The following is a 17,772-nucleotide window of genomic DNA, read 5'->3' on the forward strand; positions in this document are numbered from 1 at the left end:
GGCTACACCGCCAACTCCATAAACGCCTTGATCAACCGCAACTCGGCGCGCCGCTCCATGCAGCCGAGCATATGCAGGTTGACCAGCCCCGCGCCATTGATGGGTACCGCTCGCACCCGGGGGTCAGGGCTGACTTCCACCGACGACACTATGCCCACCCCCAACTGCGCCGCGACCGCTTCGGTCACCGCCTCCCGGCTGTCGAGCTCCAGCAATACCCGCGGGTTGATGCTCGCCTGCTCACAGGCGCTGTCGAAAGTTCGACGGGTAATCGAAGACGGTTCACGCAACACCATGATCACCTGATCCAGTTGCGCAATTGCAATGCCATCCGGCAAGGCCAGCCACGGGTGGTTGGCCGGCACCAGGGCGCAAATCCGCGATTCGTTGAGGGCGCGCAAGGTCAGGCCCTTGCGCGGCTCCACTTCGGTCAACACCGCCACATCAACGTGCTCCGACAGCAAGGCCGCCAGGGTTTCCTGAGCATTGCCCAGACGCAGGTTCACGGTAATGCCCGGGTAGCGCGCACGCAGGCTCGCCAGCATCGGCATCACGAGGTGCGGGCCATCCGCCGCCACCTCCAGACGCCCGGTCAGCAACTGGCGATTGGCCTCAAGCATCACCTGCGCCTCATCCACCAAACCGAACATGGCCCGGGTGATGGCCGCCAGCCGTGTGCCTTCTTCGGTCAGCTCCACCCGCCGCGCAGTGCGCCGCAACAAGGTGATCTGGTAGTGCTCTTCAAGCGCCTTGACATGCCCGGTCACCGCCGGCTGGCTGATAAACAGCCGGGCCGCCGCCCGGGTAAAACTGCCCTCTCGGGCAACCGCGTCAAACGCGCGGAGCTGGAATAAATTCATATCTATAAGCCTCACTGATGGCAGGCATAACAACAAACAATTTGATTGATATCAACACAAACTGCAATTTATGCCCTGTATCCAGTAGCCATCCAATGCTTGTGAGGAAACCAGAATGAGTACTGCCGCGCCGATCCTGCTGACCCCTGGCCCACTGACAACCTCGGCGCGTACCCGCCAGGCGATGATGGTCGACTGGGGCTCATGGGATGACAGTTTCAACCAACTGACTGCCAGCCTGTGCGAGCAACTGCTGGCTATTATCAACGGCGCCGACAGCCATCATTGCGTGCCCCTGCAAGGCAGCGGCACTTTTGCCGTCGAAGCCGCCATCGGCACCCTGGTGCCTCGCGATGGCCATGTCCTGGTACTGATCAACGGCGCCTACGGCAAACGCCTGGCGAAAATTTGCGACGTGCTCGGCCGTCGTTTCAGCACTTTTGAAACCGCCGAAGACGAACCCACCACCGCAGCCGACGTCGACCGCCTGCTGCAGGCCGACCCGAGCATCAGCCATGTGGCATTGATCCACTGCGAAACCAGCACCGGCATCCTGAACCCTCTACCTGAAATTGCCGCTGTTATTGCCAGCCACGGTAAACGTCTGATTATCGACGCCATGAGTTCGTTCGGTGCCCTGCCCATCGATGCACAGCATGTGCCTTTTGATGCATTGATCGCCGCCTCCGGCAAATGCCTTGAGGGTGTACCGGGCATGGGCTTTGTGTTTGCCCGCAAAGAAGCGCTGGCCAACGCCGCCGGCAATAGCCATTCACTGGCGATGGACTTGCATGATCAGCACGTTTACATGGCCAAAACCGGACAATGGCGCTTTACCCCGCCCACCCACGTGGTCGCGGCCCTGCACGAAGCCCTGCTGCAATACAACGAAGAAGGCGGCTTGCCTGCCCGTCACCAACGCTACGCCAACAACTGCCAGGCGCTGCTTGATGGCATGGCCAAAATTGGCATCCGCAGCTTTTTACCTGAAGCCATCCAGGCGCCGATCATCGTTACCTTCCATGCGCCTAAAGACCCGCGCTACCAGTTCAAGGCGTTCTACGAACGGGTCAAGGCCAAGGGTTTCATCCTGTACCCGGGCAAATTGACCCAGGTCGAAACCTTCCGCGTGGGCTGTATTGGCCATGTCAACCAGGCCGAGATGCAGGCTGCCGTGAATGCCATAGGCCAGGTGCTGCAGGAGATGGAAGTCTTCGAAATCTGATGATGTAAGTGCTGGTTAAAACACCCCCTATTATTTCGCGCGGCAACGCCCGCTCTTACAGGATTCTCTGACATGAACTACACCAACCCAAGCAAGCTGCAAGCCGCCATTCTCGATTGGGCCGGTACCGTGGTCGATTTTGGCTCATTCGCCCCGACCCAGATTTTTGTCGAAGCCTTTGCCGAATTCGATGTACAGGTCTCCATCGAAGAAGCTCGCGGGCCGATGGGCATGGGCAAGTGGGACCACATCCGCACCCTGTGTGACCAGCCGCAGATCACCGAGCGCTATAAAAAGGTGTTCGGTCGCGCCCCGACTGACGATGACGTGACCGCAATTTATGAGCGTTTCATGCCGCTGCAGATCGAAAAGATCGCCGAGCACTCGGCGCTGATCCCGGGCGCCCTGGAGACCATCGCCCAACTGCGCGCGCAAGGCATCAAGATCGGTTCATGCTCGGGTTACCCGGCGCAAGTGATGGCCAAAGTGGTTGAGCTGGCCGCCACCAATGGCTATGTCGCCGACCATGTGGTGGCTACTGATGAAGTGCCCAACGGTCGCCCCTGGCCGGCCCAGGCACTGGCCAACGTGATTGCGCTGGGTATTGATGATGTGGGCGCCTGCGTGAAGATCGACGACACCGTGCCGGGCATTCTTGAAGGTCGTCGCGCCGGCATGTGGACTGTGGCGCTGGTGTGCTCGGGCAATGCGCTGGGCCTGACCTGGGCGCAATACCAGGCACTGGACCCGGCAACCCTGGCCAGTGAGCGCAGCCGCATTCACACCCTGTTCGCCGGTTCTCGTCCGCACTACCTGATCGACACCATCAGCGACCTGCCTGAGGTGATTGCCGATATCAACCGTCGCCTGGCCAACGGCGAGATGCCGCAGAGCAGCTGATCACTACAAGCCGCAAGCTGCAAGCTCCTCACTTGCGGCTTGCAGCTGCGGTAATCCTACTGCTCTACCCACCCGGCAAATTGGTCGATAAATTTCTGCAAAAACGGTCGGACTTTGTCTGACAGCTTGCCAGATGCATCAAATGCATCCCCCGCCCCGCCCAGATAGGCCTCAGGCTGCTGCATGCAAGGCACATCGAGGAACACCAGCGACTGGCGCAAATGATGATTCGCCCCAAAGCCCCCAATGGCCCCCGGCGAAACACTGATCACCGCGCCCGGCTTGCCACTGAACACACTCTGCCCATATGGCCGCGAACCGACATCAATGGCGTTTTTCAAAACGCCTGGCACCGAGCGGTTGTACTCGGGGGTCACAAACAGGACGGCATCGGCCGGGCGGATCTGATCGCGAAACACCGTGTAGGCCGCAGGCGGCGACGCACCGTCAATGTCTTCGTTGTACAGCGCCAGCTCACCGATTTCGACAATAAACAGTTTCAGGCTTGGCGGCGCCAGTTCTGCCAGGGCCTGGGCGACTTTTCGATTGAGCGAGTCCTTCCTCAAACTGCCAACCAACACTGCAACACTGTAGACCTTGCTCATGGAAAACCCCGAGTCAGTAGCTGTAGGAAGAGTAGTTATAGATGATCGGACGGCTTTCTTGCACCCCAGTTCACCCTATCGGCCTGCAAGCCTGTAAAGTAGCGGGACTATTTTTTTCACATGGTTAAACTTCCCCTGCTGAACAACGGTCTACAGAACCGCAAATTGGGTGTTTATCTCCAGAGGTTCTCTACAAATGGCGGCAGTTCTCGTTGGGCAATTTCATGCAAGAGATGCGGAAGGTCGGGTCTATTCCGTGCATGAGTTTGAAGATACACAAGCAACCGGCGATCAGCCCGTAATGAGCTACAAACTGGCCATTGGCGATCGTGTCAAAAAAAATGATGACAACAACTACGAGCTGGTGCAGTCGAGCGTCATCCTGGTCCGCGATCCTTCCCCGGTTGTCGCAGCCTGACCTGTTTTATGGCCTAACGCTGAAGTCAACGGATGAGACATGGATCAGGCTTCGCAACGCTGAAACCTCATCTGCCGGACATTAGCATGCGTCTACGCCACATCGAAGTGATTCAAGCCCTATTGCAAACCGGCAACCTCGGCCATGCTGCCGAGTTGCTGCAATTGCCCACGGCCACCCTCAGCGCAACGCTGCAGGAAGCCGAGCAACAATTGGGCTTTATGCTGTTTTCCAGTGTTCGCGGGCGGCTGCAAGCCACCCGCGATACACTTGTGCTGCAACCCCTGATCAATCAGCTGTACCAGGCACTTGAGCCGTTACGCCAACTGGGCAACGAGTTGCGCCAGCATCAGGAGCCGGCCTTGCGCGTGGCGTGCAGTGAAACCCTGGCCGAGCCGCTGTTGCCCTCTTGCATCGGTGCCCTGAGACGCCGGTTCCCCGACACCCCTGCCGTACTAGGCAGCCACCCCTGCGCAGAAATCGTGCGACGCCTGTTGATGGACGAGTGTGATATCGGCTTCAGCTTGCAGCCATCAGAACAGACCGGGCTCGACTGCCTGCCTCTGGTGCAGGGCAAAGTGCAATTTTTGGCGCCTCACGGCTGGCTATCGCCCAAGCACAAATACATCGCCCTGCCAGAGCTGGCCGGTCAGGCGATGATTGGTCTGCGACAGCACGACGGCTTGAGCCGCGGCCTCGACAGCAAGCTGCAAGCCTTGCGCCCGGCGCCGGTGGTGCACATTCAGGTGCAAAGTTACCGGATGATGCGCAGCATGGTCGAAGCTGGCGAGGGGCTGGCGCTGGTCGACCCGTTCACGGCAGTGGGGGCCAAAGCCAGCGGGCTGGACGTGTGCCCGGTCTCTCCGGCCATTGCGGTAACGCTCTATGCGCTCACACGCAAGGGCACCCAGCCGGGCCTGGCGCTGGCTGCGCTGATTGAAATTGTGCGGGCAAAGGCCGAGGCGTTACTCGCGGATCAGGGCCTGGTGGTGCTTTAGAACACAACCCTGTAGATACTCTGTTGTAGATCAAGCCCTATGTGGGCTGCGAAGGAGATTGGGGACGCTTTGGGAAAACGGAGGGCTACGCCCTCCTTCGCAGCCTTCGGCAGCGACTACAGGGTCCGATTCTCAAATATCAGGTACCAGAAAATCGCCACTTCACGGGTCTGCGGATCAATACCGCGATAGCGTAAATCATCGATACCTCCTACCTGATATCCGCACCTTTCATACAGACGGCAGGCACCAAGGTTGTTGTTCTGGGTCTCCAGCATGATCCCGGGCAGGTTCTTCTTGCGGCTCCAGAACTTGACCACTTCCAGCAATGACCTGGCCACGCCGTGGCGACGGGCACCGGCAATCACGGCCAGTTCATCGACATGGGCGAAACCGTTCCAGTTGGTGCTGACGACCACATGCCCGACGGGCTGGTTATCCAGGTAGGCCATGAAAATGTCGCTGTCCTTGCCACCGCGGTAGCTGGCGAACTCATCAGGGTCGATGCCGTAGCATTTGCGGTAGGGGGTAATCAGGTCCAGCGGCCAGTGCTCGACCTTTTTATGGCGGTCGGCACGGGCATAGGCGCGCACTTCAAAGCTGAAATCGTTGCACCATACATACGGCGCGAAACCCTCGTCGGCCAGGCGTACCGAGACGTGAGGGTCCTTGGGGTTCACAACCAGATGCATGAAAAATCCTTCTTTCCTGTCGTCGATGCTGACACCGGATTGCAGTGCAACCCTTCTTGGCCTGCGCCAGCCACAACAAGACGGCGCCAGGTTATTGCAATGTTTGCCCCTTCGCGTCGAGAAGCTGCGCCCACAGCGACGGCCCGCCTGCCGATTTGGCAATGGCTTCAAGTCGGGCGGCATGCTCGGCCAAGTCGCTTTCACTTGCACGAATAATCCGGCCCGGCTGACGGTCGGCCGACAGGCGGCGAATTTCACTGGCCTGGTTACCCGAACCTTCACCTGAACCGTTACCGTCAGAGGCATTACCGGCCAACGACAGGCTGGTCTGCCCGCCAGTCATGGTCAGGTAAACGTCTGCGAGGATCTCGGAGTCGAGCAAGGCGCCGTGCAGCTCACGGCCCGAGTTGTCGACGCCATAACGCTTGCACAGGGCGTCGAGGCTGTTGCGCTGACCGGGGTGACGGGCCCGCGCCATCGCCAGGGTATCGAGGATGGTGCAGTGCTGAGTGAGGTCGGCACGGTCCATCTGCCCGATCAGGGCAAATTCGTTATTCAGGAAGCCCACGTCGAACGCGGCGTTATGGATGATCAGCTGCGCGCCCTTGATGAACTCGAAAAATTCATCCGCCACTTCAGCAAAGCGCGGCTTGCCCACCAGGAATTCGTTGGTAATGCCGTGGACACCAATGGCGCCCTCGTCACTTTCACGGTCCGGTTGCAGGTACACATGAAAATGGCGACCGGTCAAACGACGGCCCATCAACTCGACGCAACCGATCTCGATCACCCGGTGGCCGTCGGTGACCGGCATACCGGTGGTTTCAGTATCGAGTACAACACTACGCATGCTTGATTCCCCGCACCTGATCGACCCCGCGATTGGCCAACTGGTCGGCACGTTCGTTGCCAGGGTGGCCAATGTGGCCGCGTACCCACTGCCACTTCACGGTGTGCCGGTTGACCTGCTCATCGAGCAGCTTCCACAGGTCGGCATTTTTCACCGGTTCCTTGGAAGCGGTTTTCCAGCCGCGTTTTTTCCAGTTGACCATCCACTCGGTGATGCCTTTCATCACATACTGCGAGTCGGTCACCAGCAACACTTCGCAGGGCCGCTTGAGCTCTTCCAGGCCACGAATCGCGGCCATCAGCTCCATGCGATTGTTGGTGGTGTTGGGCTCGCCGCCCCACAGTTCCTTTTCAACCCCCTGGCAAACCAGCAAGGCACCCCAGCCGCCGGGGCCAGGATTGCCCTTGCAGGCACCATCGGTGAACATTTCAACACTATCGATCATTACAAACTTTCCAGAAAAGGCTGCTTATGGCCTGGCCATTGGCAATGGGCAGTACCTGAGCCGGGTAAACCCGGCCCACTCAATATTCAGGGTTCAGTGTGGCGCCGATTGACCTTGGCCATTTGCAAGGGCACCAGCTTGCCCATCGGTTCGCGGCGCATCGGGTTAACCGGGCGCAAGCCCACCACCATTTTGCGCGCAACCAGTACATAGAAGCCGCCACCGGCCAATTGCCAGCTACCGGCCTTGCGCTCCCACCCTGACAAACGGCTTTGCCAGGCCTTGGACGCAAGCGGCGGACGATAGCACCCGAAGCGGCGTTTCTCCAGCGCAAAGCCCAGCAGGTTCAGCCAGTCGGCGACCCGTGATGGTGAAATGCAGCGGGCCCGGCCCAGGGTGTCCTTGGTAAATACATGACGCAAGCCCCAACTGCTCCAGGGGTTGATCCCGACAATCAGCAAGTGCCCGCCGGGGCGAACGCTGCTGGCCGCTTCGCGCAAAAGGCCGTGGGGCGAAAGGCAGAAATCCAGACCATGCTGCAGCACCACCACATCGGCCGCGTGCTCGCACAACGGCCAGGCCTGTTCTTCGCAGAAAATTTCCACTCCCGGCAGAGGCGCGCCCAGGCGTACGCTGCGGCGCACCTGCGCGGCCTGCGGTGCAGGTTCTGCGCCAGGGCCGTAATGCACCAGATAACCGCCGAAAAAACGCCCCAGTTCATCCTCAAGCACCCGCTGCTCATCTTCGAGCAACAATTGCCCCAGGGGGCCGGACAGCCATTCCCGCGCCGAGCTGATCAGCGCCAGCCACTCAGGGTCCGCCTGAGCCAATGCTTTATCGGTCATTGCTCCTCCCACTTGCCATCTACCTGTTACAAGCCCTGACGACACGGCTCGCAATTAAACGTCAACAGCCCCTAAGATGCGCCATTGTTTCGCACTTGGGAATTGCACCATGTTACAGATCGACGCCCTGCCCGCCTTCAATGACAACTACATCTGGTTGTTACAGGACACCGCCAACCAGCGCTGTGCCGTGGTCGATCCGGGTGATGCCGCGCCGGTGCTGGCCTGGCTGGAGCAACACCCGGGCTGGGTGCTCAGCGACATCCTGATCACCCATCACCACTTCGATCATGTGGGCGGCGTTGCACAGCTTCACGCCCACACTAACGCGAAGGTTTGGGGCCCGGCACTTGAGAGCATCCCGGCCCGACAAGTGGCACTCAACGATGGCGACCGCATCAGCGTGCTGGGCCTTGAGTTCCAGGTACTGCTGGTGCCCGGCCATACCCTGGGGCATATCGCCTACTATCACGAAAACCCGGCAGCCCCCCTGCTGTTCTGTGGCGACACCCTGTTTGCTGCCGGTTGCGGACGGCTGTTCGAAGGCACCCCCGAACAGATGCATCACTCCCTGAGCCGCCTGGCGGCACTGCCCGCCCACACCGGCGTGTACTGCACCCACGAATACACCTTGAGCAACCTGCGCTTCGCCCAGGCAGTGGAACCGAACAACCCGGATATTGCCGCGCGTGTTGCGCAAGTCTCGCAGTGGCGAGCTGAAGGCCGTATCAGTTTGCCATCCTCTATAGCACTCGAATTGCGCACCAATCCCTTCCTGCGGGTCAATGAAACATCTGTTAAAGAAAAAGCTGACGAGTGGAATTCCCGCGACAATGACTCGCCCAGTGCGGTCTTTGCCAGCTTGCGCAGCTGGAAAGACAAGTTTTGAAATAGAGTGCGGTCAGCACAAAAATTCTCAACAGTTGACCGCGCCCCCCCTGCTTTCTAGAATCCCCCGACATTTTTTCCTGAACTTTTTTCAAAACAATGTCGTCATTTAAAGGTAACGCCATCAATTCAGACGCATTGACGCGCTTGGTCAAAGCCATCGCGGTGGCTGTGTCCGCCACCCTCGCGGGCTGCCAATCCATGGATCATTCGGCGCAGACCACCGAGCGGGCCAGCCTTAAAATCGCCAAACGCATACCCCAGGATCCCCTCTGGCTCAGCCAGAAGCCCAGCCCCCTGCCCCCACAAGACGTTTGGGAGCGCATGCGCCAGGGTTTCAAGTTGCAGGACGGGCAGAACGTCAACCCCCGCATTGAACAACAACGCCTGTGGTTTGCCAGCAACCCGTCCTTCCTGGAAAACGCCGGCGAGCGCGGCAGCCTTTATATTCATTACATCGTAGAGCGTCTGGAAGAGCGCAACATGCCGCTGGAACTGGCCTTGCTGCCAGCCATCGAAAGCGCCTACAACCCTATGGCGTATTCCCACGCCAATGCGGTCGGGCTCTGGCAGTTCATTCCGTCTACCGGTCGTTACTTCAACCTGCGCCAAACCCGGGCCTATGACGGTCGTCGTGATATCACGGCCTCGACCCTCGCTGCCCTGAACTACCTGAACCGTCTGCATGACATGTTCAACGGCGACTGGCTGCTGGCCCTGGCGGCCTACAACGCCGGCGAAGGCACCGTCAGCCGGGCCATCGAGCGCAATGAAAAGCTCGGTTTGCCTACCGACTACTGGAACCTGCCACTGCCCCAGGAAACCAAAGACTACGTGCCAAAACTTCTGGCCCTGTCGCAAGTGGTTCTGGCCCCTGAAGCCTACGGCATCAACCTGAACCCGATCGCCAACGAACCTTACTTCGAAATGGTCGAGATCAAGCAGTCCATGGACCTGTCCCGCGTGGCAGCCCTGGCCGAGATCGACGAAGACGAGATGTTCCAGCTCAATCCGGCCTACAAGCAGCGCGCCACCACCGATGGTCCGCAGCACCTGCTGGTCCCCACGGCCAAAGCCCAGCTGTTGACCGCCAGCCTGTCCAATCTCAGCTCCGACCAACTGGTCAGCCTGCGCCCCAACAAGCCGGTGTTTGACAAGGTAGCAAGCGCATCGCCTGCCCGCCTGAACCGCAAGTACCGGGTCAAGAGCGGCGACAACCTGACCCTGATTGCCAAGGCCAACAAGGTCGATGTCAAAGACCTGCAGCACTGGAACAAGCTCAGCGGCAACAATCTCAAGGCCGGGCAGATCCTGGTCATGCAGGACACGCGCAAACCGTCAGGCCGCAAGCCTACGCAATACAAGGTACAGAAAGGCGATTCGCTGTATATCGTTGCCAAGCGTTTCAACGTTGAGATGCAACATCTCAAGCGCTGGAATCCCAACAGCGCCAAAGCCCTCAAGCCGGGGCAAATGCTGACCGTTTCCAAACCGCGATAAGCACACCACAGATACCCGTGCGGGCAAGCTGATCCCTACAAAAAAGTAGGGCGAAGCTTGCCCGTAGTGCTTTCCTGAGTGGCCTTTTTCCTACAGATACAAGCTGTTACTGTAAGGAAACCTTAAGCCCAATGCCTGGATCGGATCTCTGACTTGACGCGTCCCCTCCTTACGCTACTTATCAGCCTGGCCTTGAGCTTCCCCGCCAGCGCAACCCTGAGCGAAAGCCACGGGTATGCGCAGTTCGGCACACTCAAGTACCCGGCCACCTTTACCCATTTCGACTGGGTAAACCCTGACGCGCCCAAAGGTGGCACCTTGAAGGTCATGGCGTTCGGCACCTTCGACACGCTCAACCCCTACACTTTCAAAGGCACCAGCCCGGTCTCGACCCCCAACTTCCTGCAATACGGGGTCAATGAACTCAACGAAACGCTGATGGCAGGCACGGGCCAGTACGCCCCTTCCGGCGATGAACCCACCTCCAGTTATGGCTTGATCGCCCAATCGGTGGAGTACAACGAAGACCGCAGCTGGGTGGTTTTTAACCTGCGCCCCGAAGCCCGTTTTCACGACGGTGCGCCGATAACGGCCTACGACGTAGCCTTCTCATACAACCTGCTGCTTAAAGAAGGCCATCCGCAATACCGCACCAACCTTCAGGAAGTCCAGCGGGTCGATATTCTGGGGCCCAAGCGGATTCGCTTCGTATTCAAGCGCGCCGGCAACCCCTTGCTGATCCTGCGCCTGGGCGAACTGCCCGTGCTGCCCCAGCATTACTGGGCAACGCGCGACTTCAAAGCCACCACCTTCGAGCCACCGCTAGGCAGCGGGCCTTATCGCATCACCAAGGTCACCCCCGGGCGCCAGCTGGTCTTCGAACACGTAAAAAACTGGTGGGGCGCCAACCTGCCGGTTAACCGCGGCAAATACAATTTCGAGCGGGTCGAAGTGGAGTTCTACCGCGACAGTGATGTCGCCTTCGAGGCGTTCAAGGCCCGCGAGTTCGACATTTACATCGAGCACCAGGCCAAGAACTGGGCCAACGGCTACAACTTTCCGGCGGTGCGGCGCGGCGAGGTGATCAAGGCCGAAATCACCCACCAGATCCCGACACAAACCCAGGGGCTGTTTATGAACAGCCGTCGCCCCACCTTCGCCCAGGACAACGTCCGTGAAGCCCTGGGCCTGATGTTCGACTTTGAATGGACTAACCGCACGCTGTTCAACGGCGCCTATCAGCGGGCCATGAGCTATTACCCCAACAGCGAGTTTTCGGCCAGCGGCATCCCCCAGGGGCATGAGTGGCTCATGCTGTCTCCCTGGCGCAGCCAGCTGCCTGCCGAGCTGTTCAACCAGCCCTTTGCCCTGCCGCACACCGATGGTCGCGGTATCCCCCGTGAAACCTTGCGCCAGGCTTTGGCGCTACTGGGTGAAAGTGGCTGGAAACTCTCCGGCCAACGGCTGCTCAATAGTGAAGGCAAACCGCTGCGGTTCGAAATATTGCTGGTAAACCCCAACCTTGAGCGCATCCTGCAGCCCTATGTGGAAAACCTGGCCAGTATCGGTATCGACGCCCGGCTGCGCACCGTGGATCGCGCGCAATACAAACAGCGCCTGGATCAATTCGACTTTGACATGATCCTGATGACCCTCGACCAGACCCTGAGCCCCGGTCTTGAGCAGTGGCAGTACTTCCATTCGAGCCAGGCCAACGTCAAGGGCAGCAAGAATTATGCGGGTGTGGCCAACCCGGTCGTGGATCAGTTGCTGGAGCGCTTGCTGGCCGTCCAGACCCGCGACGAGCAATTGTCTGCCGGCCGGGCCCTGGACCGCGTCCTGCTGTGGCAGCACTACATTATTCCCAACTGGTATCTGAACTATCACCGCCTGGCGTACCGCAACCGGTTCGCCTTTGTGACTACGCCGCCCTACACACTGGGCCTTAGCGCGTGGTGGCTTAAGCCTACGGAGAAAAAACAATGATGCCCTTGCATACCTTGCTAAAGCCACTTTGCAGCATGCTATTGGCCGGTTTTGCCTGTGCAGCGCTGGCCGCTCCCCAGCATGCCCTGACCCTCTACGACGAGCCGCCGAAATACCCAGCCAATTTCAAGCATGTGGAATACGTCAATCCGGATGCGCCCAAGGGCGGCACGTTTCGCAAGTCCGCACTGGGCAGCTTCGACAGCCTCAACCCCTTTATCAACAAAGGCGTGCCGGCCGACGATATCGAACTGACCTACGACACCCTGGCCCGCTCAACCCTGGATGAACCCTTCACGGCCTACGGCCTGATCGCCGAAAAAATCGAAAAAGCCCCGGACAACAGCTGGGTTCGCTATTACCTGCGGCCCGAAGCCAAGTTCAGCGACGGCCACCCAATTCGCGCCGAAGATGTGGTTTTCAGCTTCGATACCCTGATGAAAAGCGGCTCACCGCTGTACAAGGGCTATTACAGCGATGTCGACCAGGCCATCGCGGAAAACCCGCTGCAGGTCAAATTCACCTTCAAGCACAACAAAAACCGCGAACTGCCGCTGATCCTTGGCCAGCTCCCGGTACTGCCCAAGCACTGGTGGGAAACCCGCGACTTCAACAAGGGCAACCTGGAAATCCCGCCCGGCAGCGGCCCCTACACCATCGCCGAGATCAAGCCCGGGCGCTCGATCCGTTACGAGCGCAACAAGGACTACTGGGGCAAGGACCTGCCCATCAACAAGGGCCTGTACAACTTCGACGCCATCACCGTCGATTACTTTCGCGACAACAGCGTCGCCTTCGAAGCGCTCAAGGCCGGCCAGTTTGATTACTGGCTGGAGATCAGCGCGAAAAACTGGGCGGGGGCCTACAACGCCCCGGCCTTTACCCAGGGCCGCCTGAAAAAAGAAGAAATTCGTAATCACAATCCGACGGGCATGCAGGGGTTTATCTTCAACCTGCGCAGGCCCATGTTCCAGGATGTGCGCGTTCGCGAGGCGCTGAGCCTGCTGTTTGATTTTGAGTGGGCCAACAAGCAACTGTTCAACGGCGCCTATGCGCGCACTGGCAGCTACTTCGAGAACTCGGAAATGGCCGCCAAGGCACCGCCGAGCGAAGCTGAGCTGGCCATTTTGGAGCCCTTGCGCGGGCAGATTCCCGAGCAGGTGTTCACGGACGTGTTCAAGCCCAGTGTTACCGATGCCAGCGGCATGATTCGCGAGCAACAGCGCCGCGCCTACCAACTGCTGCAAGACGCCGGCTGGCGCATCGTCGATGACAAGATGGTCGACGCCCAGGGCAAACCGGTAAAAATCGAATTTTTGCTCGCGCAAACCGAGTTCGAACGCATCCTGCTGCCGTTCAAGCGCAACCTCAGTGACCTGGGCATCGACTTGCAGATTCGCCGGGTCGACACCTCCCAGTACCTCAACCGCCTGCGCTCACGGGATTACGACATGATTGTCGGCAGTTTCCCGCAATCCAACTCACCGGGCAGCGAGCAGCGTGAATACTGGGAGTCGCAGAGCATCGACAAGCCCGGTAGCCGCAACTTTATCGGCCTCAAGGACCCGGCCATTGACCAGTTGACCGAAGGCCTGATCAACGCCGAGTCCCGACAAAGCCTGATCAACCATGCCCGGGCGCTGGACCGCGTGCTGCAGTGGGGCTTTTATGTGATCCCCAACTGGCATATCAAAACCTGGCGCGTGGCCTACTCGAACCATATTGGCCACCCTGAAATCACGCCCAAATACGACATTGGCACCACCACCTGGTGGGCCAAACCTGACGTCCAACCTGCACCCTCGAACCCACCTTCAAGCGCGAGCCAGGAGCCTTAAATGCTGGCTTATATTATCAGGCGACTGCTGCTGATCATTCCGACGCTTTTCGGGATACTGCTGATCAACTTCATCATTATCCAGGCGGCGCCCGGTGGCCCGGTTGAACAAATGATCGCCAAGCTCGAAGGCTTTGACGGCGCCACCAGTCGCATTGCCGGTGGTGGCTCGGAAGTCTCGGTGGCGGGCTCCAACTACCGCGGCGCTCAGGGGCTGGATCCGGAACTGATCAAGGAAATCGAAAAGATGTACGGCTTCGACAAGTCGGCGCCGGAACGCTTGTGGATCATGATCAAGAACTACGCCCAGCTGGACTTCGGCGAGAGTTTCTTCCGCGATGCCAAGGTCATCGACCTGATCAAGGAAAAAATGCCCGTCTCCATCTCGCTGGGATTATGGAGCACCCTGATCATGTACCTGGTCTCGATCCCCCTGGGGATCGCCAAGGCCACGCGCCACGGTAGCCACTTCGATGTCTGGACCAGTTCACTGATCATCGTCGGCTATGCCATCCCGGCCTTTCTGTTTGCCATCCTGCTGATCGTGCTGTTTGCCGGGGGCAGTTACCTCGACTGGTTCCCCTTGCGCGGCCTGACCTCCAATAACTTCGACGAGCTGAGCCTGGGCGGCAAGATTCTCGATTACTTCTGGCACCTGGCCTTGCCCGTTACGGCACTGGTGATCGGCAACTTCGCCACCATGACCCTGCTGACCAAAAACAGCTTTCTGGATGAAATCAACAAACAGTACGTCGTCACTGCCAAAGCCAAGGGCCTGACCAACCACCGCGTGCTCTATGGCCACGTGTTCCGCAATGCCATGCTGCTGGTGATTGCCGGTTTCCCTTCGGCCTTTATCGGAATTTTCTTTACCGGCTCGTTGCTGGTCGAAGTGATTTTCTCCCTCGACGGCCTGGGCCTGATGAGTTTCGAGGCGGCAATCAACCGCGACTACCCCGTGGTATTTGGCACCCTGTTTATTTTCACGCTGGTCGGGCTGGTGGTGAAGCTGATCGGTGACCTCTCATACACCCTGGTTGATCCGCGCATCGACTTTGAAAGCAGGGAGCATTGAGATGAAATTATCCCCCCTCAATCGACGCCGTTTTGCCCGATTCAAAGCCAACAAGCGTGGCTGGTGGTCGCTGTGGATCTTTCTGGTGCTGTTCGGGCTCAGCCTCAACGCCGAGTTCATCGCCAACGACAAGCCGCTGGTCATCAATTACGACGGGGAGTGGTATTTCCCGGCACTCAAGCGCTATCCCGAGACCGACTTTGGCGGCGAATTCCCCCTCGAAGCCAACTACAAAAGCCCGTATATCCGTGAACTGCTGGCCAAGAAAGATGCCTGGGTGCTGTGGCCGCCTATCCCCTACAGCTATCAGAGCATCAACTACGACCTGAAAGTCCCGGCCCCCGCCCCGCCCTCCGCCGAGAACTGGCTGGGCACCGATGACCAAGGCCGCGATGTGCTGGCACGGGTGATTTATGGTTTTCGTATATCGGTGCTGTTCGCCCTGACCCTGACCGTCCTGAGCTCGATCATCGGTGTAATCGCCGGGGCCTTGCAGGGTTTTTATGGCGGCTGGGTCGACCTTGCCGGTCAGCGCTTTCTGGAAATCTGGTCAGGCTTGCCGGTGCTGTACCTGTTGATCATCCTCGCCAGTTTCGTGCAGCCCAACTTCTGGTGGCTACTGGGCATCATGTTGCTGTTCTCCTGGATGAGCCTGGTGGACGTAGTACGCGCCGAATTCCTCCGCGGGCGTAATCTGGAATATGTGCGCGCCGCCCGTGCCCTCGGCATGCAGGACATGGCCATCATGTACCGCCACATCCTGCCCAACGCGATGGTCTCCACCATGACCTTTATGCCGTTTATCCTCACTGGCGCCATCGGCACCCTCACTGCGCTGGACTTCCTGGGCTTCGGCCTGCCGCCGGGGGCACCGTCGCTGGGTGAACTGGTGGCCCAGGGCAAGTCCAACCTGCAAGCGCCGTGGCTGGGCATCAGTGCGTTCGCGGTACTGGCCATCATGCTCAGCCTGCTGGTGTTTATCGGTGAGTCCGCCCGCGATGCCTTCGACCCGAGGAAATAACATGACGCAGGACAATCTGATCGAAGTGCGCGACCTCAGCGTCGAGTTTGTCGCGGCGCAAACCCCGCAGCGGGTGGTGCAAGGCATCAGTTTTGATATCAGGCGTGGCGAAACCCTGGCCCTGGTCGGCGAAAGCGGCTCGGGCAAATCGGTGACTGCGCACTCGATCCTCAGGCTGTTGCCCTACCCGCTTGCGCGCCACCCTACCGGCACGATCACCTATGGCGGGCATGATTTGCTGAGCGCGGACGAAAAAAAACTGCGGCACATCCGCGGCAATCGCATAGCAATGATTTTTCAGGAGCCGATGACTTCGCTCAACCCGCTGCACAGCATTGAAAAACAAATCAATGAGGTGCTGGGCATTCACAAGGGGCTTACCGGCAAGGCCGCCACACAGCGCACCCTGGAGCTGCTTGAGCTGGTAGGCATCCCTGAGCCTCACAAACGCCTCAAGGCCCTGCCACACGAGCTCTCAGGCGGCCAGAGGCAGCGGGTGATGATCGCGATGGCCCTGGCCAATGAGCCCGAGCTGCTGATTGCCGATGAACCCACCACGGCTCTGGACGTCACGGTACAGCTCAAGATTCTCGATTTGCTCAAGGACCTGCAGGCGCGGCTGGGCATGTCGTTGTTACTGATCAGTCACGATTTGAACCTGGTGCGAAGAATTGCACATCGAGTATGTGTCATGCAGCGCGGTTTAATCGTCGAACAAGCATCGTGCGAGCAGCTGTTCCGTTCGCCGCAGCATCCCTACACCCGGGAACTGCTCAGTGCAGAGCCCAGCGGAGGTCCGGCCAACACGGTTGCCGGCCCGCCATTGCTGCAAGTCGAGGACCTGAAAGTCTGGTTCCCGATCAAGAAAGGCCTGCTACGCAAGACCGTCGATTACGTGAAAGCGGTCGACGGCATCAATTTCAGCCTGCCCCAGGGGCAGACCCTGGGGATTGTGGGCGAAAGCGGATCGGGCAAGTCGACCCTGGGGCTGGCGATTTTACGTTTGATTGCCAGCCAGGGTTCGATCAGTTTTGAAGGCAAACGGCTAGACTGTTTGTCGCAGAAAGAAGTACGGCCGCTGCGCCGGGAAATGCAGGTGGTGTTCCAGGACCCCTTTGGCAGTCTCAGCCCGCGCATGAGCGTCAGCGAGATTGTCGGTGAAGGTTTGCGCATCCACCGCATGGGTACCGATGCGGAGCAGGAAATTGCAATTATTGAAGCCTTGCGAGAAGTAGGTCTGGATCCGGAAACCCGGCACCGTTACCCTCACGAGTTTTCAGGCGGACAACGGCAACGAATCGCCATTGCCCGCGCCCTGGTGTTGAAGCCGGAGCTGATCTTGCTGGACGAGCCAACCTCGGCGTTGGACCGCACAGTACAGCGCCAGGTGGTTGAGCTGCTGCGCTCACTGCAAACCAGGCACAACCTGACGTATTTGTTTATCAGCCATGACCTGGCTGTGGTCAAAGCGCTGAGCCACCAGTTAATGGTGGTCAAGCATGGCCAAGTGGTCGAACAGGGTGATGCGCAAAGTATCTTTGCCTCACCGCAACATCCATATACACAACAGCTGCTGGAAGCCGCCTTTTTGGCACCAGTGGCTGTCGATTAACCTGATAGAGGAACA

At 59.0% G+C, this 17,772-nt stretch carries 17 protein-coding genes; 11 read left to right on the plus strand and 6 right to left on the minus strand.

Going from position 1 to position 17,772, the window contains the following annotated elements:
* Positions 1-2 precede the first annotated feature (2 nt).
* Complete coding sequence (locus tag BFC21_RS10195; protein WP_086798120.1) at positions 3-860, minus strand: LysR substrate-binding domain-containing protein; 858 nt, start codon at positions 858-860, stop codon at positions 3-5.
* A gap of 115 nt (positions 861-975) precedes the next feature.
* Between BFC21_RS10195 and BFC21_RS10200 the strand changes: the two genes are divergently transcribed.
* On the plus strand, positions 976-2,085 hold the full coding sequence (locus BFC21_RS10200; RefSeq protein ID WP_088377840.1) for a 2-aminoethylphosphonate--pyruvate transaminase: 1,110 nt from the start codon (positions 976-978) through the stop codon (positions 2,083-2,085).
* A gap of 72 nt (positions 2,086-2,157) precedes the next feature.
* On the plus strand, positions 2,158-2,985 hold the full coding sequence (phnX, locus tag BFC21_RS10205) for a phosphonoacetaldehyde hydrolase (protein ID WP_088377841.1): 828 nt from the start codon (positions 2,158-2,160) through the stop codon (positions 2,983-2,985).
* 56 nt (positions 2,986-3,041) lie between these two features.
* On the opposite strand, the gene BFC21_RS10210 is transcribed toward phnX, so the two are convergent.
* Entirely contained in the window at positions 3,042-3,590 is a 549-nt protein-coding gene (locus BFC21_RS10210; protein WP_095004464.1) for an NADPH-dependent FMN reductase, read from the minus strand.
* Between the two features lie 196 nt (positions 3,591-3,786).
* Here BFC21_RS10210 and BFC21_RS10215 point away from each other — a divergent pair, with 196 nt between their 5' ends.
* Complete coding sequence (locus tag BFC21_RS10215; RefSeq protein WP_088377842.1) at positions 3,787-4,008, plus strand: hypothetical protein; 222 nt, start codon at positions 3,787-3,789, stop codon at positions 4,006-4,008.
* An 86-nt stretch (positions 4,009-4,094) separates the two neighbouring features.
* Positions 4,095-5,006 carry a LysR family transcriptional regulator gene (locus BFC21_RS10220; RefSeq protein ID WP_120266032.1) on the plus strand — a complete coding sequence of 304 codons (912 nt, stop codon included), beginning with the start codon at positions 4,095-4,097 and terminating at the stop codon, positions 5,004-5,006.
* Between the two features lie 116 nt (positions 5,007-5,122).
* Here BFC21_RS10220 and BFC21_RS10225 read toward each other — a convergent pair whose 3' ends face one another.
* The 4 genes from BFC21_RS10225 to BFC21_RS10240 all read right to left on the minus strand — a co-directional run bounded on the left by BFC21_RS10225 (position 5,123) and on the right by BFC21_RS10240 (position 7,838).
* Positions 5,123-5,698 carry a GNAT family N-acetyltransferase gene (locus tag BFC21_RS10225; protein WP_095004467.1) on the minus strand — a complete coding sequence of 192 codons (576 nt, stop codon included), beginning with the start codon at positions 5,696-5,698 and terminating at the stop codon, positions 5,123-5,125.
* A gap of 91 nt (positions 5,699-5,789) precedes the next feature.
* Positions 5,790-6,548 carry a DNA polymerase III subunit epsilon gene (gene dnaQ, locus BFC21_RS10230; RefSeq protein ID WP_088377845.1) on the minus strand — a complete coding sequence of 253 codons (759 nt, stop codon included), beginning with the start codon at positions 6,546-6,548 and terminating at the stop codon, positions 5,790-5,792.
* Entirely contained in the window at positions 6,541-6,993 is a 453-nt protein-coding gene (gene rnhA, locus BFC21_RS10235; RefSeq protein WP_088377846.1) for a ribonuclease HI, read from the minus strand. Before rnhA ends, dnaQ begins: the two co-directional genes overlap by 8 nt.
* 86 nt (positions 6,994-7,079) lie before the next feature.
* Complete coding sequence (locus BFC21_RS10240) at positions 7,080-7,838, minus strand: methyltransferase domain-containing protein (protein WP_120266033.1); 759 nt, start codon at positions 7,836-7,838, stop codon at positions 7,080-7,082.
* Between the two features lie 109 nt (positions 7,839-7,947).
* On the opposite strand from BFC21_RS10240, the gene gloB reads away from it, so the two are divergent.
* From gloB to BFC21_RS10275, 7 genes are all read left to right on the plus strand, one after another.
* Complete coding sequence (gene gloB / locus BFC21_RS10245) at positions 7,948-8,727, plus strand: hydroxyacylglutathione hydrolase (RefSeq protein ID WP_095004469.1); 780 nt, start codon at positions 7,948-7,950, stop codon at positions 8,725-8,727.
* Positions 8,728-8,825: 98 nt separating this feature from the next.
* Positions 8,826-10,226: a lytic transglycosylase domain-containing protein gene (locus BFC21_RS10250; protein WP_088377848.1), complete on the plus strand. Its 1,401-nt coding sequence runs from the start codon at positions 8,826-8,828 to the stop codon at positions 10,224-10,226.
* A gap of 153 nt (positions 10,227-10,379) precedes the next feature.
* Positions 10,380-12,212, plus strand: a complete 1,833-nt coding sequence (locus BFC21_RS10255) for an extracellular solute-binding protein (protein ID WP_088377849.1) — start codon at positions 10,380-10,382, stop codon at positions 12,210-12,212.
* A complete protein-coding gene (locus tag BFC21_RS10260) occupies positions 12,209-14,050 on the plus strand; it encodes an extracellular solute-binding protein (protein ID WP_120266034.1) in 1,842 nt (613 codons plus the stop codon). The genes BFC21_RS10255 and BFC21_RS10260 overlap by 4 nt, the downstream gene beginning before the upstream one ends.
* Positions 14,051-15,124, plus strand: a complete 1,074-nt coding sequence (locus tag BFC21_RS10265; RefSeq protein ID WP_088377851.1) for a microcin C ABC transporter permease YejB — start codon at positions 14,051-14,053, stop codon at positions 15,122-15,124. It abuts the gene before it with no gap.
* 1 nt (position 15,125) lies between these two features.
* The gene (locus tag BFC21_RS10270; RefSeq protein WP_016782319.1) at positions 15,126-16,145 is read left to right on the plus strand and encodes an ABC transporter permease; all 1,020 of its coding nucleotides are present in this window, start codon (positions 15,126-15,128) and stop codon (positions 16,143-16,145) included.
* Position 16,146: 1 nt separating this feature from the next.
* Positions 16,147-17,757: an ABC transporter ATP-binding protein gene (locus BFC21_RS10275; RefSeq protein ID WP_088377852.1), complete on the plus strand. Its 1,611-nt coding sequence runs from the start codon at positions 16,147-16,149 to the stop codon at positions 17,755-17,757.
* Positions 17,758-17,772: the final 15 nt, after the last annotated feature.

Origin of the sequence: Pseudomonas sp. TMW 2.1634 (genome assembly GCF_001703595.1) — a bacterium.
GTDB lineage: Bacteria > Pseudomonadota > Gammaproteobacteria > Pseudomonadales > Pseudomonadaceae > Aquipseudomonas > Aquipseudomonas fragi.